Source organism: Allocoprococcus similis (assembly GCF_054660775.1).
The window spans coordinates 75657-95876 of sequence record NZ_BAAHSG010000010.1; the positions used below are offsets into that span (position 1 = coordinate 75657).

Here is a 20220-nt window from a genome sequence, read left to right on the forward strand (position 1 = left end):
AAGAAGTAGTAAATATAATAAGACGTCACAGAGAGTCCTTTATCGGTGGAAGAAGGATACCGAAGATTATATTGAATTCCTCTTGGAGTAGGATACTGAATGCATTCTCTTGAAGAATTGTTAATAGGTATTTCCGGTAGCAGCCGTTATCTGCAAGGGTATAACCGTTATGAACGACGTACCTGACGAGGCAGTTGTCGTGAGACAATTGTAAAATGAGGTGGAACCACGAAGTATATCATACTCTCGTCCTCTGTTTTGAAAGAAACAGAAGGCGGGAGTTTTTTGATTAGTAGAACATTCGCAAAGAGAAAGGAAAAAATTATGATTATCGTATTAAAACCAAGAACAAGTGATGAAAACGTAAAACGAGTTGAAAATATGGTCCGTGCAAAAGGACTGGAAGTACATACTGTAAAAGGTGAGGATCTTACAATTATTGGCTGTATCGGCGATACGGTCCGTGTAGATCCAAAGCTTTTCGAGGTAGACTCTTCTGTTGAGAAGGTTATGCATGTACAGGAACCTTATAAACTTGTAAACCGTGCATTCCATCCGGATGACACCATCGTGGATGTATCCGGTGTCAAAGTTGGTGGCGGACATCTTGCACTGATCGCCGGACCTTGCTCCGTAGAATCCGAAGAGCAGGTAATCGGAATTGCAAAAGCGGTCAAAGCATCCGGCGCAAACATGCTCCGCGGCGGTGCATTCAAACCGAGAACAAGCCCATATTCATTCCAGGGACTCGGACTTGAAGGTCTGGAAATCTTATGTGCAGCAAGAGAAGAGACAGGACTTCCGATTGTAACAGAACTGATGTCACCGGAATATCTGGAAATATTCGATGAAAAAGTAGACCTGATCCAGATCGGTGCACGTAACATGCAGAACTACGATCTTTTAAAACAGCTTGGACAGACCAAGAGACCAATTCTCTTAAAGAGAGGACTTAATGCAACCTACGAAGAATGGATGATGTCAGCTGAATACATTATGGCATCCGGAAATCCGAATGTTATCCTCTGTGAAAGAGGAATCCGTACTTTCGAGACTTACACGAGAAATACACTGGATCTTCAGTCTATCCCGGTTGTAAGAAAGCTCAGCCATCTTCCGGTTGTCGTGGACCCAAGCCATGCAGGAGGAAAATGGTGGCTGGTTGATCCGATGGCAAAGGCATCAGTTGCGGCAGGAGCGGACGGACTGATCATCGAAGTACATAACAGTCCGGAAACAGCACTTTGTGACGGAGCACAGTCGCTGAAACCGGAAAAATACGATACACTGTTAAAAGAGATTACCGGAATCGCAAAAGCAGTCGGTAAAGAAATGTAAAAAAACAGCAGCCTGGGAGGAACAAAACGATGAAAATGACGGTAGATTTAAAGGAACACAGCTATCCGATCTATATTGAAAGAGGAATTCTGAAAGAAGCAGCAGAAAGAATAGCGGAAGTATATCAGGGATCAAAGATCATGATCATTTCTGATGACAGAGTTTATTCTTATTACGGAGAAGCGCTTAAGAAAAATCTTTCTGAAAAATATGAGTGTACGGAAACCGTGATTCCACATGGAGAACCGTCAAAAGCATTCGAAACCCTTCCGGGTGTATACAGCTCTCTTCTGGAAGCAAAGATTTCCAGAACAGACCTGATCGTTGCACTTGGCGGTGGAGTGGTAGGAGACCTTGCCGGATTTGTGGCAGCGACCTTTCTTAGAGGAATCAAGTTCGTACAGATTCCAACTTCCATTCTTGCACAGGTAGATTCTTCTGTTGGTGGAAAAGTTGCAGTCGATCTTCCACAGGGTAAGAACCTGGTAGGTGCCTTTTACCAGCCGAAGATGGTACTGATCGATCCGGATGTACTGGAAACCCTGCCGGAGCGTTACGTGACGGACGGCATGGGGGAAGTTATCAAATACGGCTGCATCAAAGACCGCAAGCTCTTTGATCTTCTGGAAGAATGCGGATCCTATGAGAATCTGAAAGAACATTTGACAGATGTGATCGCAACCTGCGTCGATATCAAACGCCGCGTTGTAGAAGAAGACGAATTCGATACCGGAGAGAGAATTCTCCTGAATTTCGGACATACCCTTGCCCACACCATTGAGCAGCATTTCCACTACGAAAGAGAAAGCCACGGTGAGGCCGTAGCCATCGGAATGTACCAGATCACAAAGATTGCCGAAGAAAAAGGGCTTACCAAAAAAGGCGAAGCCGAGCATATCCGCAAAGTCCTGGAAGCTTATAAACTTCCGGTAAAAGCCGATATCCCACTCCCGCAGCTCACTGAAGCAATCAAGCTGGATAAAAAAACACTGAATAATAAATTAAAAGTCGTCCTTCTCCATGAAATCGGAGATTCCTATACATACCCGACCGGACAGGAATTCTTTGATGGGGACAGGATAGTATAAGTAAATACGATAAATAAGAATGCCGTAAGACCATGAAAGATATTGGTTTTACGGCATTTTAGTTAATTTCTGCGCATATGCCATAATTCTTTTTTTTATATCATCATTTTTATTGATTTTCGCCAGTAGATTGTATAATTCTGGAGATTCGGTTCGGGAAACGATAATGTAGTCTGCATCCATACGGTCTGAAAGTCCATATAAAAAATCAATATTACAATGAAAAGCGTTGGCGATAAAGCATACAGTCTGATAAGAAGGCTCCCGTTCGCCTTTTTCATACCGTCCGTATGCCATTGCAGAAATATTTAACCGGCGGGCAGCTTCTGCTTTGTTTATATTTAAAGTTTCCCGTACTTCTTTTAATTTTTCTGGACAAAAATGCATAAAATCACTCCTTGATAATAACCATTGGTTATGATAATATATAGAACAAATATAACCAATGGTTATTATATAACAAAAATAGAAAAACGACAAGAGAAGAAAAGCAGGAAGCAGTCATTGGTTTTGTAAATTTGAAAAGAAACCAAGGAAATAGCTTGACACCATATACGATACCATTCATAATAAAAAGGAGAGATAAATAATGTCAAAATGGGATAAACTGATAATGCGTATATGTAATTTATCAAAAGAACTCCGGTTTGATGAATTGCGAAAGGTATTGGAAAGCTATGGCTATGAAATGAATTCACCAAAAGGTGGAAGCAGTCATTATACATTCAGAAAGTGTGGCTGTATGCCAGTTACAATACCAAAGCATGAACCAATCAAAAAAGTATATGTAGAAATGGTAAGACAGATAGTAGAAAGTGAGACGAGGAAAGATGAAAACGCTGAATGAATATATGAAAATGCCTTATCGAATGGAAATTGTAGAGGATGAAGAGGAAGGTGGATTTGTAGTTTCATATCCAGATTTGCCAGGGTGTATTACCTGCGGCGAGACAATAGAAAGTGCAGTACAAAATGCATTAGATGCAAAAAGAACTTGGATTGAAGCAGCATTAGAAGAAGGAATTGAGATATATGAACCAGACAGCTTGGAAAATTATTCTGGACAGTTCAAATTAAGGATTCCAAGAAGTCTCCACAGATCTCTAGCAGAACACTCTCAAAAAGAAGGAATTAGTATGAATCAATACTGTGTATATCTTCTTACAAAAAATGATGCAGTATTTTCAAAATAATATGATATAAAAAAGAGCTTCTTGTTTGCCAGAAAAGTAAAAATATACTAACAAACAGCTGTAAGAGAACCATAAAACAGGACAGCTTCCATTTTTGTGCAATGGAGATGAGACTCAAAAATCGTGGAAGCCATTGCTGAACACGATTTTCGCTTTCAGAGGCTCATCGGAATGGTTTGCACAAAGGAAGCTGTCCTGTTTTATGGTTCTCTTGCGGCGTCCGTTCGTTAATATATCCTTACTTTCCCGCCAACAAAATTTATCTCATATTTCTCTTCGCAAGCAAATCATGAATCTTATCCGTCGGATTCATAACCGCACTGATAGATGTAGAATGATTCATCGAATCAATGATCAGTGCAAGGAACTTACTCATATCTGCTTCAATAAAATACGGTTTATCATGAAGCTGAGGAGGCAGATAGGTCAGATTGGTTGTGATCAGTCTGTCCAGATATCCCTTTTCATAATATTCATCGAACTTGTCAAGGCCTTCTGTGAAGAGACCAAAAGTAGTACATACAAATACACGCTCTGCTCCGCGGTCTTTTAACTGTCTGGTAACATCCAGCATACTTTCACCGGAAGAAATCATGTCATCAATGATGATAACGGTCTTTCCATGTACATCGTCACCTAAGAATTCATGTGCAACGATCGGATTTTTACCATTTACGATGGTAGAATAATCACGGCGTTTGTAGAACATACCCATATCAACGCCAAGTACGTTGGAGAAGTATACGGCTCTCTGCATTGCACCTTCATCCGGGCTGATGATCATCAGATGGTCTTTGTCTGCTTTCAGATCCGGTTCTGCTTTAAACAGAGCTTTGATGAACTGATACAGAGGGTTGAAGCTGTCGAAACCATTGAGTGGGATCGCATTCTGTACACGCGGATCGTGTGCGTCAAATGTCAGAATGTTAGATACACCCATTGCGGTTAATTCTTCCAGGGCCATTGCACAGTCCAGAGATTCGCGTTTGGTTCTCTTGTGCTGGCGGCTTTCGTAAAGGAATGGCATAATTACATTTACACGGTGTGCCTTTCCTGTAGAAGCGGAGATGATACGCTTCAGATCCTGATAGTGATCATCCGGTGACATATGATTGATATGTCCGTTTACTGTGTATGTCAGGCTGTAGTTGCAGACATCCACCATAATAAAGAGATCTTTTCCGCGGATACTTTCGCCAAACATTCCCTTTGCTTCCCCCGAACCAAAACGTGGGCAACTGTTCTTTGCAAGATAAGAATCTGCTTCATAAGATGAATAGATTGCAGGATCCAGAAAATCATGCAGAGAATTTTTGCGGAACGATACGATGTACTGATCCACTTTTTCTGCCAGATCCTTGCAGCTTTCCAGAGCAGCAATTTTAAGTGGTGCTGTCGGAAGAGCTTTTTCCATAAGTTCGATATTTGTCATGAGTGCCTCCTTATAATAAGCGTTTTACGCGCTTTTTATCTAATCTTACCTATCTTTTATACCATTATTTAAAAGCAATGACAAGAAAGAGGTGTTAAAAAATTGCATTTTTTGAAGAAATCTAGTATGATATAGAAGCAGAATTCCGAATAAATATCAGGAGGAAGAAAATATGAGTAAACCAGTTGTTGCCATTGTAGGGCGGCCGAACGTTGGAAAGTCGACGCTTTTTAATGCACTGGCAGGAGAAAAGATAGCAATCGTTAAAGATACGCCGGGTGTTACCCGCGACAGAATTTATGCAGAAGTGAATTGGCTCGATAAAGAATTTACGTTGATCGATACCGGTGGAATCGAGCCGGACAGCCGTGATGTGATCCTTTCCCAGATGAGAGAGCAGGCACAGATCGCCATTGACACTGCAGATGTGATCCTGTTTATGACAGATGTAAAGCAGGGACTTGTAGATTCTGATTCAAAAGTGGCAGATATGCTCCGCCGCTCCCACAAGCCAGTCATCCTTGTTGTCAATAAAGTGGACAATTTCAACAAGATGATGCCGGATGTGTATGAATTTTATAATCTGGGAATCGGAGATCCGGTTCCGATCTCAGCATCGGAACGAATTGGAATCGGAGATATGCTGGATAAGGTTCTGGCACATTTTCCGGAAGGGGCAGGTCAGGAAGAGGAAGATGACCGTCCGAGAGTTGCAATCGTTGGAAAACCGAACGTTGGGAAATCTTCGATCATCAACCGTCTGATCGGAAAAGACCGTGTGATCGTATCCGATATTGCCGGAACTACAAGAGATGCCATTGACACGGAAGTAGTACACAATGGAAAAGAATATGTATTTATTGATACAGCAGGACTTCGTCGTAAGAATAAGATCAAAGAGGAACTGGAGCGATACAGTATTATCCGCACAGTTACGGCAGTAGAAAGAGCGGATGTGGTCCTGGTTGTGATCGATGCGGCAGAAGGAGTAACCGAGCAGGATGCCAAGATCGCAGGAATCGCACATGAGCGTGGAAAAGGTGTCATCATCGTTGTAAATAAATGGGATGCCATTGAAAAGAACGATAAGACCACGAGGGAATATGAGCATCAGATCCGGATGGTGCTGTCTTTCCTGCCTTACGCAGAGATCATGTATGTGTCTGCGCTGACAGGTCAGAGACTTCCGAAGCTCTTTGACATGATCGACACCGTTATTGAGAACCAGACACTCCGTGTAGCTACGGGTGTCCTTAACGAGATCATGACCGAAGCTGTTGCAATGCAGCAGCCACCGTCAGATAAGGGAAAACGTCTGAAACTTTACTATATTACCCAGGTAGCGGTCAAACCGCCGACATTTGTCATCTTTGTAAATGATAAAGAACTGATGCATTTCTCTTATACGAGATATCTGGAGAATAAGATCCGTGAAGCGTTTGGCTTCCGTGGAACGTCTCTTAAATTCTTTATCAGGGAGAGAAAGGAGAAGGACAAATAAGATGGAACGTCTTGTATGTTTGCTGATCGGCTATATATTTGGCCTGTTTCAGACCGGCTATTTCTATGGAAAAACCCAGGGGGTAGATATCCGCAAGATGGGAAGCGGAAATGCAGGTTCTACCAATGCACTTCGCACCATGGGAATCAAAGCCGGAATGATCACCCTGCTTGGTGACTGCTTCAAATGCGTGATCGCGGTTCTGGTGGTCCGCGGAATTTACGGACAGTCTCACACAGATATTTTACCGCTCCTTTCGCTGTATACAGGTTTTGGGGCAGTGCTTGGACATAATTTTCCATTCTATCTGAAGTTCAAGGGCGGAAAGGGAATTGCAGTTACGGCAGGTATGATCTTATCTACAGATATTCGGATTGCGGCAGTATGTCTGATCGTGTTTATCGTAATTGTTGCCGTGACACGTTATGTATCACTGGGATCGCTGGTGATTTCCGTACTGTTCCTTGTCGGACTCGTCGTTGACGGACAGATGGGAATGTTTGGAATGGCGCAGAAGTATCTGTTTGAAATGTATGGAATCGGAGCACTTTTTGTTCTCTCTGCATTTATCCGTCACCGTGCGAATATCGGACGTCTGAGAAATGGTACAGAGAGCAAGATCAGTTTTTCAAAAAAGAAAAATAAGAGGTAATAATTTATGGCAGAAATCGGAGTTATCGGTTCAGGAAGCTGGGGAACGGCTCTGGCCCTGGTACTGAATAAAAACGGACATCATGTAACCATCTGGTCTTATTTAAAAGAAGAAGCAGATGAGATCAGAGAAAAGCGGGAAAATCCAAGTAAGCTTCCGGGCGTTCATATCCCGGAGGAGATCGAGATCACAACAGATCTGCAGGGAAGTGTGGAAGGAAAAGATGTGGTCGTTCTTGCAGTTCCGTCTATGGCAACCAGAGCTACGGCGAAGAAAATGTGCCCGTATGTAAAGGAAGAGCAAATTCTGGTCAATGTGGCAAAAGGAATTGAAGAGGGTACTTTAAAGACACTTTCTGAGCAGATTGAAGAAGAGATTCCGCAGGCAAATGTAGCTGTTCTTTCTGGTCCAAGTCACGCAGAAGAAGTAAGCCGCGAACTTCCGACAACGGTTGTAGTCGGAGCAGAGACAGAAGAAACCGCCATTTATCTGCAGAAAATTTTCATGAATGATGTATTCCGTGTCTACACAAGCCCGGATATTAAAGGAATTGAGCTTGGAGGTTCCCTGAAAAATGTAATCGCACTTGCAGCCGGAGTTGCAGATGGACTAGGATACGGGGATAACACCAAAGCGGCATTGATCACCAGAGGAATTGCGGAAATCACGAGACTTGGTGTAAAGATGGGCGGAAAGCTGGAATCCTTTACCGGGCTTACCGGAATCGGTGATCTGATCGTCACCTGTGCAAGTAAGCACAGTCGTAACCGTAAGGCAGGTGTTCTGATCGGTGAGGGAATGACGATGGAAGAAGCGATGGCTGAGGTCAAAATGGTAGTTGAGGGCGTGTATTCAGCAAAAGCGGCAAGAGAGCTGGCTGAAAAATATGAGGTATCCATGCCAATCGTGGAAAAGGTCAATCAGGTACTTTTTGAAGGCAAACCTGCAAAGGATGCGGTAAGCGAACTGATGATGCGTGACGGACGCAGCGAATACAGTAACCTTCCGTGGGATTAAAGTTTCAAAGAAATTTCATAAAGTCTTAATGGAAAATCCTTCCGTATAGGCGTATAATGACGTGTATACAGGAGGATTTTTTGTATGAAATTCGGAAAAAAAGAAAAAGAAACACAAGAGGAAGAGGTCGTTCGCGGCGAGATCCAGCGTGTGGTTCCGGACTACCGGGTAGGTCTTAATCCCGAGCAGATCCGGATAAGGGAAGAGAATGGCTGGACCAATGATGAGGTTGCCTCGCCGGGACTTACGACAAAAGAGATCATTCATAATAATATATTTACCTATTTCAACCTGATCTTTCTGATTCTGGCGATTCTGTTGTGCCTGGTAGGTTCTTTTCGAAATCTGACATTCCTGCCGGTCATCATCTGCAATACACTGATCGGGATCGTTCAGGAAATCCGCTCCAAGAAAGTACTTGATAGGCTGACCATGCTGAATGCACCGCACGCAGAAGTAATCCGTGGAGGGGTATCGCTGAAGTTGGAGGCAGATCGGCTGGTTGTGGACGACATTGTTGTATTTCGTGCAGGGAATCAGATCTGTGCAGATGCGGTTGTTGAGGCTGGCGAGGTCCAGGTCAATGAATCTTTACTTACCGGTGAATCCGATGAGATCACGAAAAAGCGTGGAGACCGTCTGATGTCAGGTAGTTTTGTGGTATCAGGAAGCTGTCATGCACGCCTGGACAAGGTTGGAGCGGATTCTTATATTTCACAGCTGACTCTGGAAGCAAAAGCCATGCAGCAGGGGGAACAGTCGGAGATGATCCGTTCCCTGGACAAGCTGGTAAAAATGGTCGGAATCGCACTGATCCCGATAGGAATCATTTTGTTTGTGCAGAGTTATTTCTATAATCACGACAGCTTCCGGCAGAGTATTATCTCCATGGTTGCTGCAGTGATCGGCATGATCCCGGAAGGATTATATCTTCTTGCAAGCGTGGCACTTGCGGTAAGCGCAATGCGTCTTGCATCGAAGAAGGTATTGCTCCATGATATGAAAAGTATCGAGACTCTGGCGAGGGTGAATGTGCTTTGTGTTGACAAGACAGGTACGATCACAGAAGATAGTATGTGTGTCAGTGAAGTGGCGAAAGCCAAGGCCTATGACGAAGAAAAGATGCCGGATCTGAACCGGATGATCGGCGATTTTGTCAAAGGAATGGACGCGGATAACAGTACGATGCGTGCGATGAAAGAACATTTTACAGAGCATTCAGAAAAAGTGCCGGAAAAAGTGGTTCCTTTTTCTTCCACGGTCAAATACAGCGGAGTGATTTTCAAAGATCAGGCATATGTGCTCGGTGCACCGGAATTTGTCCTGCGTGAGGATTATACAAAGTATCAGGGAAGAATAGAACAGTATACGTCCAGGGGATTCCGTGTACTGGTATTTGGAAGCTATGATGGAGAGCCGGATGGCAAGCCGCTGACTGGAACGGTAACGCCGCTTGGCTATGTCCTCCTTCTCAATAAAGTCCGGGAAGAAGCACCTGCGACTTTCAAATATTTTGCGGACCAGGGTGTTGCGATAAAAGTTATTTCCGGTGATAATCCGATCACCGTATCGGAGACTGCGAAGCAGGCCGGAATTGAAGGCGCAGAGAATTACGTGGATGCGGGAACATTAAAGACCGAAGAAGATATTGCCCTTGCGGTGAGCAAATATACGGTCTTCGGAAGGGTAATCCCGGAACAGAAAAGACAGTTTGTGCAGGCACTGAAAAAGCAGGGAATGACGGTCGCTATGACCGGTGATGGTGTGAATGATGTACTTGCCCTGAAGGATGCAGACTGTTCGGTGGCAATGGCATCGGGAAGCGATGCGGCGGTCCAGGCGTCCCAGGTGGTACTTCTGGAATCCGATTTTTCAAGGATGCCGGAGGTCGTTCTGGAAGGAAGAAGAGTTGTCAATAACATTCAGCGTTCAGCGAGTCTGTTCCTGGTGAAGAATATTTTTTCCTTCCTGCTTGCAATTTTCTCGGCAGTCTTTATGATTACCTATCCGCTGGAGCCATCCCAGGTATCGTTGATCAGCATGTATACGATCGGTATTCCGGCATTCTTCCTGGCACTGCAGCCGAACCGGGATATCATCAAGGGACATTTTCTGACCAATGTGTTCTTAAAGGCACTTCCGGCAGGACTTACGGATGTACTTGCAGTTGGTGCGCTGGTTGTGTTTGGACAGACGTTCGGAGTTGCATCCAAAGATATTTCTACAGCGGCGACGATGCTGCTTGCAATTGTCGGATTCATGATCCTGTACCGGATCTGCCAGCCGATGAATGCACTGCGTATGATCGTCTGGATCGGATGTGTGATCGGACTATTAGGATGCAGTATCTTCCTGCCACAGTTATTTGCGATTACGGGAATGTCCAGAAAATGCATTATGCTTTTTGTAGTATTCTCTATTGCGACTGAGCCGGTACTTCGGTATCTGACGAAGCTGATCGAATGGCTGAGAAAGCAGTACATAAAATTTATCAAAAATCCAATCAGAGAATTAAAAGGAAAAGCTGCCGATTAAGGCAGCTTTTCTTAGAAAATGAGTATTTTTTAAAGAATAAAGATCAGATAATTCAGTCTGCAGATTCTGCATTCTGATCCACTTCTTCCGACTGGTTTACGATATGATTGGTCAATGCCTCATCATCCGTGGTAAATACAATATCCGGCAGAAGTTCAAAATAAAAATCCGTATATTTTTTTGCCAGAGCCTGGATACAGAAATTCTGTACAATCTTAAACCGGGTAATGGATACAAGATCTTTGTCAAAGGTGATGTAAACACTGATCCAGAGCTTTCTTCCGGTACGGAGAATGTCATAGTAGAGTTTTTTGTAACCATAGGCATTCAGAACAGGTTCGATCGTTTCTTTAATCTCATCAACCGTCTCTTCCTCCGGCGGGATCAGGAACAGATCCCGAAGTCCGGTGATTACCGTCTTTATCGGTGTCGGCAGCATAAAGATGGACAGGGTGACGGTAATGATCTGGTCAAGATAAGGTGTTATGGGTTTGAACCAGGAAAATGGAAGCAGAACCGGAAGGAAGAAGGCGATTGCCATACCGAAAGAGGCAATACTGTCGATCTTCCAGCCTTCCATTTCCATTGTGATCATTGGGGAATCCATCATACGGTTTTTATATTTGAGGTAAATGGATACGGTAATTCCCAGAAAAAATGCAAATAACTCAAACCAGGCAATGGTATCAAAAGCGACTTTTCTGCCACCATGGATCATGATTTCGATATTGTTCAGAATCAGTCCGAGGGTAACGCCGGTCATAGTGATTCCCTTGACGACGACGAACATGGATTCAATCTGCATGTAGCCAAAGGGGTGCTTTTCATTTGATGGCTTGTAAAGCAGCGGGATCAGAAAAAGCGACGGCAGGAGCATACAGAACTCGACTCCGTCATAGACTGCGTCCAGAAGAACTGCCTGGGAACTGGTGTAGATCGCCATGACGATCTCAACGATGACAAAAAACAGATTCCCGTACAGAGAGACGGACATTGCTTTTTTTTCTCTTTTCTGTGCTTTTCTTCCTACGTGCATAGGATACCTCCTTTTTTCACTATTATTTATCATACCCGATTTTGGAAATACTGGCAAGAAAGTAAAAGTGAACTGACAGTATAGTGGTTCTAAACTGAAAAAAGACGGCATACACTGTATCAGCAATCAAAGGGGGACAGTGTATGGATACATTTGATTTATACAAGGATATGCAGTGCCGGACGAATGGAGAGATCTATCTGGGTGTGGTAGGGCCGGTGCGGAGTGGCAAATCAACCTTTATCAAACGGTTTATGGATGTACTGGTACTGCCGAAAATGACGGATGAGCATGCGAAAGAGCGGACGGTGGATGAGCTTCCGCAGTCTGCATCTGGAAAGAGTATTATGACAACAGAGCCGAAATTTGTGCCCAAGGAAGCGGCCAAGATCCAACTCGCGAAGGATGTGAGTGTCCGGGTACGTCTGATCGACTGTGTCGGTTATATGGTAGATGGCGCGTCCGGACACCTGGAAAACGGGGAAGAGCGTCTGGTAAAAACACCGTGGAATGAGAAGGAAATCCCATTTACAAAAGCGGCAGAAATCGGAACCAAAAAGGTGATCCATGATCATTCGACGATAGGGATTGTTGTAACGACAGACGGAAGTATCGGAGAGCTTCTCCGGGAAAGCTACCGGGCAGCAGAAAAGAAAACGATCCAGGAGCTGAAAAGCATCGGCAAGCCATTTGTGGTTCTGGTAAATACCAGGAAACCATACAGTACAGAGGCGAAGAATGTGGCAGAAGAAATCCGAAGAGAATATCAGGTGACAGCACTTCCGGTCAACTGTGAGCAGCTTAGGGAAGAAGATATCCACCGGATCATGGAACAGGTGCTGTTTGCATTTCCGGTCACAGAAGTGAAATTTTTCCTTCCAAAATGGGTGGAAATGCTTCCAAAGGATCACAAGGTCCGGGAAGAGCTTGTGTCTTATGCAAGAGAGGTCATGAGTGGGATCGGGGAGATCCGGGATGCGATGGAGATTCAAAAACCGGAGCAGGCTACATACATAAATGCGGTAAATGTAACGGGTGTATCTATGGATAATGGTGAAATCTCGGTGGAGATCAAGGTGGAAGATGGTTGCTATTATGAAATGCTAAGTGAGCTGACCGGAACACAGATCAGCGGGGAATATGACCTGATCCATACCGTGCGGAACCTTGCCATGCTCCAGAAGGAATATGAAGGGGTCAAAGATGCGCTCGCCTCAGTCAAGATGAAAGGGTATGGTGTGGTCAGCGCCACCAGGGAAGAAATCCGGCTGGATAATCCGGTGGTGATCAGGCAGGGCAATAAATACGGAGTAAAGATCCATTCCGAGGCACCGTCTATCCATATGATCCGGGCAAATATCGAGACTGAGATCGCACCAATTGTGGGAAATGAGAAGCAGGCGGAGGATCTGGTAAATTATATCAGCGAGGCGGCAAAGAGTCCGGAAGGTGTATGGGGAACCAATATTTTCGGAAAATCGATCGAAGAACTGATAATGGATGGAATGAAAAATAAGATCGCCATGATCGGAGATGAGAGTCAGGCAAAATTGCAGGATACAATGCAGAAAATAGTGAATGACAGCACCGGGGGTATGGTATGCATCATTATCTAAAATTTTTCTTAAATCATTTCGATTGCCGGTGGGAAACTTGCATGGCAATTGGGGAGTATGTTATACTAAAGTCTATACGTTAGGGGATATATTTCATGAAAAAGGTCAGAAGACCGGTCATGGAATCTATACGTCAGGAGAAAAGAAAAGAGGGACATCTATGAAAGTAGCAATTGTATCAGCAGACACCATGATATACAGAAAACAGAAGGATGACACCTGTTCGCCAATCGTGCAAAGAGTGCTCGATCAGGTCAGCTTTAAGACGGAACTTGTACAGCCGGTACCGAATGATAAGGAAGTGATCCGCAAGATCCTTGCCAAGATCGCAGATGCACAGATGGCAGATCTGATCCTTACAATTGGAGGGATCGGATGCAGAGAAGAGGATTGTGTTCCGGAAGCAACAAAGGCAGTGGTTGACAGGGAGATTCCGGGAATCGGAGAGTCGATGCGTCTTTTTATGACACGCACCAGAAAGCGGGCAATGCTGTCGAGAGGGACGGCAGGTATCCGTGGCAAATCCCTGATCGTCAATCTTCCGGGAAGTCAGAAGGTTATCAAGGAGTGTCTGGAATATGTTCTTCCGGAGATCGTTTATGCGACAGAGACAGCAGCCGGCGAACATGATGATGTTGAGGAGTAGGCAGAAAGATGAAAGTGACGTATATCGGACACAGTGGATTTTCAGTAGAACTGGAATCCCACATTCTCTTATTTGACTATTATGAAGGAGCGATGCCGGAGTTTGATCCGGCGAAAAAGCTGCTGGTATTTGCCAGCCATTCCCATCCGGATCATTTTAACAGGGAGATCCTGAAGCTGGAGGAGATGTATCCGGATGTGGAGTATATTTTCCCAAAGGATATCGGAATCGCAAAAAAAGAACAGCGTATATCTGAACATTTTATGAGGAAAAGAGACGAGATCACTGTCGGGGATACGAAGGTACGCAGTCTGCGTTCAACAGATGAAGGAGTTGCCTTTCTTATAAAATGTGAAGACAGGACGATTTACCATGCAGGGGATCTGAACTGGTGGCATTGGGAAGAAGAAGACGATGCGTATAACCGGATGATGCGAGGTGATTATAAAAAGGAGATCGAAGCACTTGCCGGGGAAAAGATCGATCTTGCATTTGTTGTGCTTGATCCGAGGCAGGAAGAACAGTTTTGCTGGGGCTTTGACTGGTTTATGCGGCATACGGATACGAAAATCGTCTTTCCGATGCATATGTGGAAAAAGTATGAGGTACAGGACAGGCTTGCCGGAATGGAAGTATCAGAGCTGTACAGGGACAAGATCATGCGGATCCGGGAAATGGGACAGACATTTGAATTGAATTTATAACCGGTTTTGGACGGACATATTTTCTAAGATAGAAAAATGGACGGATGCAGATCGGATGATGATAAGGAGACAGACTATGAAAGTCAGTATTTATACAGATGGAGCAGCAAGAGGCAATCCGGACGGACCGGGAGGATATGGCGTTGTTCTCGAATATGTGGATCCAAAGGGAGAACTTCATGTCAAAGAACTTTCCGGCGGTTATGTGCGGACAACGAATAACCGGATGGAACTGATGGCCGTTATCAGTGGACTGGAAGCTCTCAACAGACCATGTGAGGTAGAGCTTTATTCGGATTCCCAATATGTAGTTAATGCATTTAACCAGCACTGGATCGAAGGATGGATCAAAAAAGGCTGGAAGCGTGGGAAGAATGAACCTGTTAAGAATACCGATCTGTGGAAGCGCCTACTGGAAGCCAAAAAACCGCACCAGGTGAACTTCAACTGGGTAAAAGGACATGACGGACACCCGCAGAATGAGCGGTGCGATACTCTGGCAACAACAGCAGCCGATGGAAATGAGCTGCAGATTGATCCGGGCGTGTAGAAGAATTCCCTTTACACTGATAAAAAAATGTGATAAAGTATCTAAGGCAAGTAAGACAGACGTTCGCGGATGCAAGTGCCGAAAGGCCGCAGACGAGGAAAGTCCGGGCTTCACAGGGCAGGATGCCGGATAACGTCCGGTAGAGGTGACTCTAAGGATAGTGCAACAGAAATATACCGCCTGCAGATGCAGGTAAGGTTGGAAGGGCAGTGTAAGAGACTACCGCCTGTATGGTAACATACAGGGCATATGTAAACCCCATCCGAAGCAAGACCGAAAAGAAGTGTTATGGCGGCCCGTCATGCTTCAGGTTGGTCGCTTGAGTCTGCTGGCAACAACAGAACTGGATAGATGAACGTCCACGACATAACCCGGCTTATCGTTTTGCTTGCTTTTAATTTTTAATTGAGAAATTTTGAAAAGAATCTGTACTCGTATTTCTGAAGTATACAGATTCTTTTTTGCAGTATAACAGAAAAAAATTGAAGAAAACACGGATAAATTTTCGTTAACCAGGTACACAGCCACACCAGACAAAATATCCTCTCCAGATTCATGTATGTGCAATGGAGATGAGACTCAGAAATTATGGAAGCCATTGCTGACATAATTTTCGCTTTCAGAGGCTCATCGGAATGCCTTGCACATAGAATCTGGAGAGGATATTTTTGTCTGGTGTGGCGTCCCTTACCGTTTACAAAAATTTATCCAGTTCCGCTTCAACATTCTTCCTCTTCTTAACCGTTGGATGTTCGATCACCTTCCCTTTTGTAACCACCATTTCCAGATTCCTCAGTACTTTCAGATCCTCCAGTGGATTCTTCGCTGTCACGATCAGATCTGCAAATTTACCTTTTTCAATCGAACCGGTAAGATCTCCGATCCCTGCAAGCTCGGCACTCCTTTTGGTTGCCGTATAAATGGCAAAAGAATTGGAAACACCCACATATTTGTGAAAATAATAAAGTTCACGCCAGAAATCATACTGTGTGATCCACGGGCAGCCGACATCATTGCCGAGAACAACCGGGATATCATTTGCAAGAGCAGCTTTGGCACAGTCAACGATTCCCTCAAAAACAACATTTCCGTTATATTGTTCGACTTCGGTTGCGTTGGTAATGGAGCGGTCGAAGAGCGCATAAGGCAGAGCCGGTGAAATCGTGGTACAGAGGAATGCATCCCGTTCCTTGAACAGTTTTATCATATCTTCGCTTAGTTTTGCACCGTGTTCGATGGAGTCAACACCATTTTCCAGAGCGACGCGGACACCTTCCGGAGATTCGACGTGGGCAGCAACCAGATAACCGTCGGCGTGCGCTTTTTCGCAGATAGCACGAACCATTTCCGGCGGCATTTTCAGTTCACCCGGAACGCCTTTTTCTTTGGCATCTAATACGCCTCCGGTGATCATGAGTTTGATCAGGTCGACCTTTTCCTTCTCGGACTGTTCAAGGTGTGCAAGCGCATCAGAAATGGAGGAGGCGGCAACAGCAACCGATCCGGCCATATGCCCACCCGGAACCGAGATTCCCTGGTTGGAAGCAAGGATACGCGGTCCGGTTTTGGTTCCGGCTTGGATCTCGTCGCGCAGCCGGGTGTCGAAGCTGCCAAGTCCTCCGACGGTCCGGATTGTTGTGACACCGCCAAGCAGTTCATCCTTTGCAAATCCGGCTACCATCTTATAGGCGATTGCACGGGTAAGAGAAGAACTCATGATGATATTTACCAGCTTCTCATTATCGCGTTGCTTTTTCTGTGGCTTTCCGCTTCCGGCAAGGTGAACGTGCATATTGATCAGACCAGGAAGAATATAGTGCCCGTGAAGATCAACAATTTTGTAATCATGAAGATCCGTGGTATCTGGTACAATGTCTTTAATTTTGCCATCCTGGACCAGAATACAGAGGTTTGTCTGTGGCTTCATGTCTCTGGTACCGTCCAGAATAATTCCGTTTGTAAATGCGTAATTCATAACTCATTCCCCGATTCTTTAAAATAATTAATTTTACTATACACCAGATGCGAAGCAGGCGGCAAGAAACATTTTGATGATATCGTAGTATTGTGTGGATGATTTCTCGGATGGAATGAAAAATAAAATAGCGTGAGGATAGTTTGACAATCGTCTGAAAAATATGGTAATTTTAGGGTATTAAAGCTATATAGGAGTGTCAAATGAGTAATGATCGTTTTCAAAGTCAGGAAAAGAGAAACGTGGCATATTACCACCTTCCGGGCTTGTTTGAATTTTATGAATTGTACAGGAGGTTTCTGCCACTATTTTATACACACAGAGAGTATTTTTACGATTGGTGTGAAATCGGTTCTGTTTATGGAGCACCCGAGGACTGTCTGTGGGGCGGTGGACGCGTGGAGGCGGGAGAAGCAGATCCGGAAGGAGTGTTTACACTTACGCAGGAGTATGGAATTTCTGCGCGCCTGACATTTAGTAATTCATTGCTTAGAGAAGAGCATCTTGCGGATCAGAGATGCAATAAGCTTTGTGTGTTGTTTGAACAAAGTGCAGGGAAGAAAAACGGTGTGATCGTGTATTCGGATCTGCTGCTGGATTATTTGAAAAAGAATTATCCCGGATTATATTTTGTTTCATCTACCACGAAGGTTCTGACGGAGTTTCAGGAGTGTCTGCGGGAAATACAGAGAAAGGATTTCCGGTATGTCGTGCCGGATTTTCGTCTGAATAAGGTACTGGATAAATGGAATACATTATCAGAAGGTCAGAAGGATAAAGTCGAATTTCTGTGTAATGAATGCTGCTGGTTCGGCTGCAGGGACAGAAAGCGATGTTATGAAGATGTGAGCCGGAAAAATCTTGGAGAAGATGGAGAGGAACACAGATGTACTGCGCCGAATGCGAAAGAAGGCTACCGTTTTTCAAAAGCAATGACAAATCCAGGATTTATCAGCGTGGATGACATCAAAAATATTTATTTACCGATGGGATTTACAAATTTTAAGATCGAAGGCAGGGGACTTGGAAGTGCGCTGGTTCTGGAATTTCTACTGTATTATATGACAAAGCCGGAATATCAGTTGCATGTGAGAGAAGAATTGTATTTGGATAATATGCTGGATTTGTTTTAAAATCAAGGAAATTTTCGCAGCACCTGCTGTGAACAACAAGAAAAAATTTTAATTGGATCTTACTAATAAATTTCATAGTAACTTTAAAAATGCTGTATATTGAGGAATGCCGAAGGATAAAAATAACGTTCCATTTTATCAAGAGCATGGATTTCCGGTTATGGAAAATGGTCAACAAACAGCCGTGCAAAATAAAATAACCATTCCAGATTCATGTATGTGCAATGGAGATGAGACTTAAAAATTATGGAAGCCTTTGCTGACATAATTTTCGCTTTCAGAGGCTCATCGGAATGATTTGCACATAGAATCTGGAAGGGTTATTTTATTTTGCACGGCGTCCGTCGGCTTATCCCAACAAGCCGGAATCTATCCCCGCTTTCTGTTATATTTCTCCTCACAGTATTTGCAACGGTATACTTCATTCTCCGGATCGGTCAGTACAAACACATGATCCAGTCCCTGTTCAATCGAAGTAATACATCTCGGATTATGGCATCTGATCACATTCTTGATCTCAGATGGCAGTTTCAGTTCCTTTTTCTCAACAATCTTGGAATCTTCGATAATATTTACTGTGATATTATGATCGATAAAACCAAGGATATCCAGATCAATGATATCGATCGGGCATTCAATCTTGATGATATCCTTTTTACCCATCTTGTTACTTTTGGCATTCTTGATGATAGCTACGCAGCAGTCAAGCTGATCAAGATTCAGATATTTGTAGATATCCATGCTTTTTCCTGCTTTGATGTGGTCCAGTACGAAGCCCTCTGAAATTTTCCCAATGTTCAGTGTATTTTCAACCATGTCTTTCGCCTCCCTTAATCTACATGAATATCCAAAAGTGTCAGGATCAGTGCCATACGGATATAGACACCATACTGTACCTGCTTGAAATAAACAGCTCTTGGATCATCATCAACTTCAACAGAAATTTCATTGACTCGTGGAAGTGGATGGAGAACCAGCATATCTTTCGGTGCAAGCTCCATTTTTGCTTTGTCCAGGATGTAGAAATCTTTCATACGGACATAATCTTCCTCGTTGAAAAAACGTTCCTTCTGAACACGTGTCATATAAAGGATATCGAGATCCGGAAGGGCATCCTCCAGGCGTTCTACTTCTGTATATGGGATATTTTTCTTATCCAGTACGTCTTTGCGTACATAACCTGGCAGACGGAGTTCCTCCGGTGAAATAAGTACAAACTCGATGTTCTCATAACGCACCAGGGCATTGATCAGAGAATGTACGGTACGACCGAATTTGAGGTCTCCACAGAGTCCGATCTTCAGGTTGTTCAGACGTCCTTTTAAAGAACGGATGGTTAAAAGGTCAGTCAGTGTCTGTGTCGGATGCTGATGTCCGCCATCACCTGCGTTGATCACCGGGATTGAAGAGTGCTGGGCTGCAACCATCGGTGCACCTTCTTTTGGATGTCTGATCGCACAGATATCTGCATAGCAGGAAACCATTCGGATCGTATCTGCTACACTTTCCCCTTTGGTAGCAGAACTGGAAGCTGCCGAAGAAAAGCCAAGTACATTACCGCCGAGATTCATCATTGCTGCTTCATGACTAAGTCGGGTACGGGTACTTGGCTCATAGAATAAAGTGGCAAGCTTTTTGCCTGCGCAGGCATGTGCATATTTTTCCGGGCAAGCTTCGATATCACCTGCAAGATCCATCAGCTTATCGAGCTCTTCCACAGAAAAATCTAAAGGACTCATTAAATGTCTCATAAGAAACCTCCTTAAAAATAACCGCAGAATATGTGCGGGTTCATATATTCTTT

The 20220-nt window shown here is 44.1% G+C and carries 19 protein-coding genes, 1 other RNA gene and 1 other annotated feature (1 of these 21 cut by a window edge); of the genes, 14 read left to right on the forward strand and 6 right to left on the reverse strand.

Features of this window, described 5'->3' with window-relative positions; all coding sequences use genetic code 11:
• Positions 1 to 257: a binding site (T-box leader), on the forward strand (it extends 14 nt beyond the left edge of the window).
• Positions 258 to 324: 67 nt separating this feature from the next.
• A complete protein-coding gene (gene aroF / locus ACYQ5K_RS05890; RefSeq protein ID WP_173687801.1) occupies positions 325 to 1338 on the forward strand; it encodes a 3-deoxy-7-phosphoheptulonate synthase in 1014 nt (337 codons plus the stop codon).
• 29 nt (positions 1339 to 1367) lie between these two features.
• Positions 1368 to 2426, forward strand: a complete 1059-nt coding sequence (gene aroB, locus ACYQ5K_RS05895) for a 3-dehydroquinate synthase (protein ID WP_459777350.1) — start codon at positions 1368 to 1370, stop codon at positions 2424 to 2426.
• A gap of 48 nt (positions 2427 to 2474) precedes the next feature.
• Here the strand turns inward: aroB and ACYQ5K_RS05900 are convergent, their stop codons facing one another.
• Entirely contained in the window at positions 2475 to 2813 is a 339-nt protein-coding gene (locus ACYQ5K_RS05900) for a helix-turn-helix domain-containing protein (RefSeq protein ID WP_459777351.1), read from the reverse strand.
• A gap of 202 nt (positions 2814 to 3015) precedes the next feature.
• On the opposite strand from ACYQ5K_RS05900, the gene ACYQ5K_RS05905 reads away from it, so the two are divergent.
• Entirely contained in the window at positions 3016 to 3273 is a 258-nt protein-coding gene (locus ACYQ5K_RS05905; protein ID WP_459777352.1) for a type II toxin-antitoxin system HicA family toxin, read from the forward strand.
• The gene (locus ACYQ5K_RS05910; RefSeq protein WP_459777353.1) at positions 3257 to 3619 is read left to right on the forward strand and encodes a type II toxin-antitoxin system HicB family antitoxin; all 363 of its coding nucleotides are present in this window, start codon (positions 3257 to 3259) and stop codon (positions 3617 to 3619) included. The genes ACYQ5K_RS05905 and ACYQ5K_RS05910 overlap by 17 nt, the downstream gene beginning before the upstream one ends.
• A 259-nt stretch (positions 3620 to 3878) precedes the next feature.
• Here ACYQ5K_RS05910 and ACYQ5K_RS05915 read toward each other — a convergent pair whose 3' ends face one another.
• Positions 3879 to 5051: a ribose-phosphate pyrophosphokinase gene (locus ACYQ5K_RS05915; protein ID WP_008374954.1), complete on the reverse strand. Its 1173-nt coding sequence runs from the start codon at positions 5049 to 5051 to the stop codon at positions 3879 to 3881.
• Positions 5052 to 5223: 172 nt separating this feature from the next.
• Between ACYQ5K_RS05915 and der the strand changes: the two genes are divergently transcribed.
• The 4 genes from der to ACYQ5K_RS05935 all read left to right on the forward strand — a co-directional run bounded on the left by der (position 5224) and on the right by ACYQ5K_RS05935 (position 10756).
• A complete protein-coding gene (gene der, locus ACYQ5K_RS05920) occupies positions 5224 to 6552 on the forward strand; it encodes a ribosome biogenesis GTPase Der (RefSeq protein WP_055260578.1) in 1329 nt (442 codons plus the stop codon).
• Position 6553: 1 nt separating this feature from the next.
• Entirely contained in the window at positions 6554 to 7204 is a 651-nt protein-coding gene (gene plsY, locus ACYQ5K_RS05925) for a glycerol-3-phosphate 1-O-acyltransferase PlsY (protein ID WP_459777354.1), read from the forward strand.
• Positions 7205 to 7210: 6 nt separating this feature from the next.
• Positions 7211 to 8221: an NAD(P)H-dependent glycerol-3-phosphate dehydrogenase gene (locus tag ACYQ5K_RS05930; protein ID WP_173689841.1), complete on the forward strand. Its 1011-nt coding sequence runs from the start codon at positions 7211 to 7213 to the stop codon at positions 8219 to 8221.
• Between the two features lie 84 nt (positions 8222 to 8305).
• A complete protein-coding gene (locus ACYQ5K_RS05935) occupies positions 8306 to 10756 on the forward strand; it encodes a cation-translocating P-type ATPase (RefSeq protein WP_459777355.1) in 2451 nt (816 codons plus the stop codon).
• Positions 10757 to 10808: 52 nt separating this feature from the next.
• On the opposite strand, the gene ACYQ5K_RS05940 is transcribed toward ACYQ5K_RS05935, so the two are convergent.
• Positions 10809 to 11792, reverse strand: a complete 984-nt coding sequence (locus tag ACYQ5K_RS05940) for a cation diffusion facilitator family transporter (protein WP_173687738.1) — start codon at positions 11790 to 11792, stop codon at positions 10809 to 10811.
• A gap of 143 nt (positions 11793 to 11935) precedes the next feature.
• On the opposite strand from ACYQ5K_RS05940, the gene spoIVA reads away from it, so the two are divergent.
• The 5 genes from spoIVA to rnpB all read left to right on the forward strand — a co-directional run bounded on the left by spoIVA (position 11936) and on the right by rnpB (position 15703).
• Positions 11936 to 13408 carry a stage IV sporulation protein A gene (spoIVA, locus tag ACYQ5K_RS05945; RefSeq protein ID WP_459777356.1) on the forward strand — a complete coding sequence of 491 codons (1473 nt, stop codon included), beginning with the start codon at positions 11936 to 11938 and terminating at the stop codon, positions 13406 to 13408.
• Between the two features lie 160 nt (positions 13409 to 13568).
• The gene (locus ACYQ5K_RS05950) at positions 13569 to 14054 is read left to right on the forward strand and encodes a MogA/MoaB family molybdenum cofactor biosynthesis protein (protein WP_459777357.1); all 486 of its coding nucleotides are present in this window, start codon (positions 13569 to 13571) and stop codon (positions 14052 to 14054) included.
• Between the two features lie 8 nt (positions 14055 to 14062).
• Positions 14063 to 14758, forward strand: coding sequence for an MBL fold metallo-hydrolase (locus ACYQ5K_RS05955; RefSeq protein ID WP_173687740.1), 696 nt, complete (start codon positions 14063 to 14065; stop codon positions 14756 to 14758).
• A 76-nt stretch (positions 14759 to 14834) separates the two neighbouring features.
• Positions 14835 to 15308: a ribonuclease HI gene (rnhA, locus tag ACYQ5K_RS05960; protein WP_173687741.1), complete on the forward strand. Its 474-nt coding sequence runs from the start codon at positions 14835 to 14837 to the stop codon at positions 15306 to 15308.
• A 47-nt stretch (positions 15309 to 15355) separates the two neighbouring features.
• Positions 15356 to 15703, forward strand: an RNA gene (rnpB, locus tag ACYQ5K_RS05965) — RNase P RNA component class A.
• A gap of 299 nt (positions 15704 to 16002) precedes the next feature.
• On the opposite strand, the gene ACYQ5K_RS05970 is transcribed toward rnpB, so the two are convergent.
• On the reverse strand, positions 16003 to 17283 hold the full coding sequence (locus ACYQ5K_RS05970; protein WP_459777358.1) for an amidohydrolase family protein: 1281 nt from the start codon (positions 17281 to 17283) through the stop codon (positions 16003 to 16005).
• 203 nt (positions 17284 to 17486) lie between these two features.
• Here ACYQ5K_RS05970 and ACYQ5K_RS05975 point away from each other — a divergent pair, with 203 nt between their 5' ends.
• A complete protein-coding gene (locus tag ACYQ5K_RS05975) occupies positions 17487 to 18416 on the forward strand; it encodes a hypothetical protein (protein WP_459777359.1) in 930 nt (309 codons plus the stop codon).
• A 369-nt stretch (positions 18417 to 18785) separates the two neighbouring features.
• On the opposite strand, the gene ACYQ5K_RS05980 is transcribed toward ACYQ5K_RS05975, so the two are convergent.
• Both ACYQ5K_RS05980 and pyrB read right to left on the reverse strand, forming a co-directional pair.
• The gene (locus ACYQ5K_RS05980) at positions 18786 to 19232 is read right to left on the reverse strand and encodes an aspartate carbamoyltransferase regulatory subunit (RefSeq protein ID WP_195368400.1); all 447 of its coding nucleotides are present in this window, start codon (positions 19230 to 19232) and stop codon (positions 18786 to 18788) included.
• A gap of 14 nt (positions 19233 to 19246) precedes the next feature.
• Positions 19247 to 20167 (reverse strand): aspartate carbamoyltransferase, encoded by a 921-nt coding sequence (gene pyrB, locus ACYQ5K_RS05985; RefSeq protein WP_459777360.1) that lies wholly within the window; start codon positions 20165 to 20167, stop codon positions 19247 to 19249.
• Positions 20168 to 20220: the final 53 nt, after the last annotated feature.

Excerpts from the sequence above, each read along its gene's own strand:
- aroF (WP_173687801.1), top strand. The coding sequence starts at position 325 with ATGATTATCGTATTAAAACCAAGAACAAGTGATGAAAACGTAAAACGA.
- aroB (WP_459777350.1), top strand. The coding sequence starts at position 1,368 with ATGAAAATGACGGTAGATTTAAAGGAACACAGCTATCCGATCTATATT.
- ACYQ5K_RS05900 (WP_459777351.1), bottom strand. The coding sequence starts at position 2,813 with ATGCATTTTTGTCCAGAAAAATTAAAAGAAGTACGGGAAACTTTAAAT.
- ACYQ5K_RS05905 (WP_459777352.1), top strand. The coding sequence starts at position 3,016 with ATGTCAAAATGGGATAAACTGATAATGCGTATATGTAATTTATCAAAA.
- ACYQ5K_RS05910 (WP_459777353.1), top strand. The coding sequence starts at position 3,257 with ATGAAAACGCTGAATGAATATATGAAAATGCCTTATCGAATGGAAATT.
- ACYQ5K_RS05915 (WP_008374954.1), bottom strand. The coding sequence starts at position 5,051 with ATGACAAATATCGAACTTATGGAAAAAGCTCTTCCGACAGCACCACTT.
- der (WP_055260578.1), top strand. The coding sequence starts at position 5,224 with ATGAGTAAACCAGTTGTTGCCATTGTAGGGCGGCCGAACGTTGGAAAG.
- plsY (WP_459777354.1), top strand. The coding sequence starts at position 6,554 with ATGGAACGTCTTGTATGTTTGCTGATCGGCTATATATTTGGCCTGTTT.
- ACYQ5K_RS05930 (WP_173689841.1), top strand. The coding sequence starts at position 7,211 with ATGGCAGAAATCGGAGTTATCGGTTCAGGAAGCTGGGGAACGGCTCTG.
- ACYQ5K_RS05935 (WP_459777355.1), top strand. The coding sequence starts at position 8,306 with ATGAAATTCGGAAAAAAAGAAAAAGAAACACAAGAGGAAGAGGTCGTT.
- ACYQ5K_RS05940 (WP_173687738.1), bottom strand. The coding sequence starts at position 11,792 with ATGCACGTAGGAAGAAAAGCACAGAAAAGAGAAAAAAAAGCAATGTCC.
- spoIVA (WP_459777356.1), top strand. The coding sequence starts at position 11,936 with ATGGATACATTTGATTTATACAAGGATATGCAGTGCCGGACGAATGGA.
- ACYQ5K_RS05950 (WP_459777357.1), top strand. The coding sequence starts at position 13,569 with ATGAAAGTAGCAATTGTATCAGCAGACACCATGATATACAGAAAACAG.
- ACYQ5K_RS05955 (WP_173687740.1), top strand. The coding sequence starts at position 14,063 with ATGAAAGTGACGTATATCGGACACAGTGGATTTTCAGTAGAACTGGAA.
- rnhA (WP_173687741.1), top strand. The coding sequence starts at position 14,835 with ATGAAAGTCAGTATTTATACAGATGGAGCAGCAAGAGGCAATCCGGAC.
- ACYQ5K_RS05970 (WP_459777358.1), bottom strand. The coding sequence starts at position 17,283 with ATGAATTACGCATTTACAAACGGAATTATTCTGGACGGTACCAGAGAC.
- ACYQ5K_RS05975 (WP_459777359.1), top strand. The coding sequence starts at position 17,487 with ATGAGTAATGATCGTTTTCAAAGTCAGGAAAAGAGAAACGTGGCATAT.
- ACYQ5K_RS05980 (WP_195368400.1), bottom strand. The coding sequence starts at position 19,232 with ATGGTTGAAAATACACTGAACATTGGGAAAATTTCAGAGGGCTTCGTA.
- pyrB (WP_459777360.1), bottom strand. The coding sequence starts at position 20,167 with ATGAGACATTTAATGAGTCCTTTAGATTTTTCTGTGGAAGAGCTCGAT.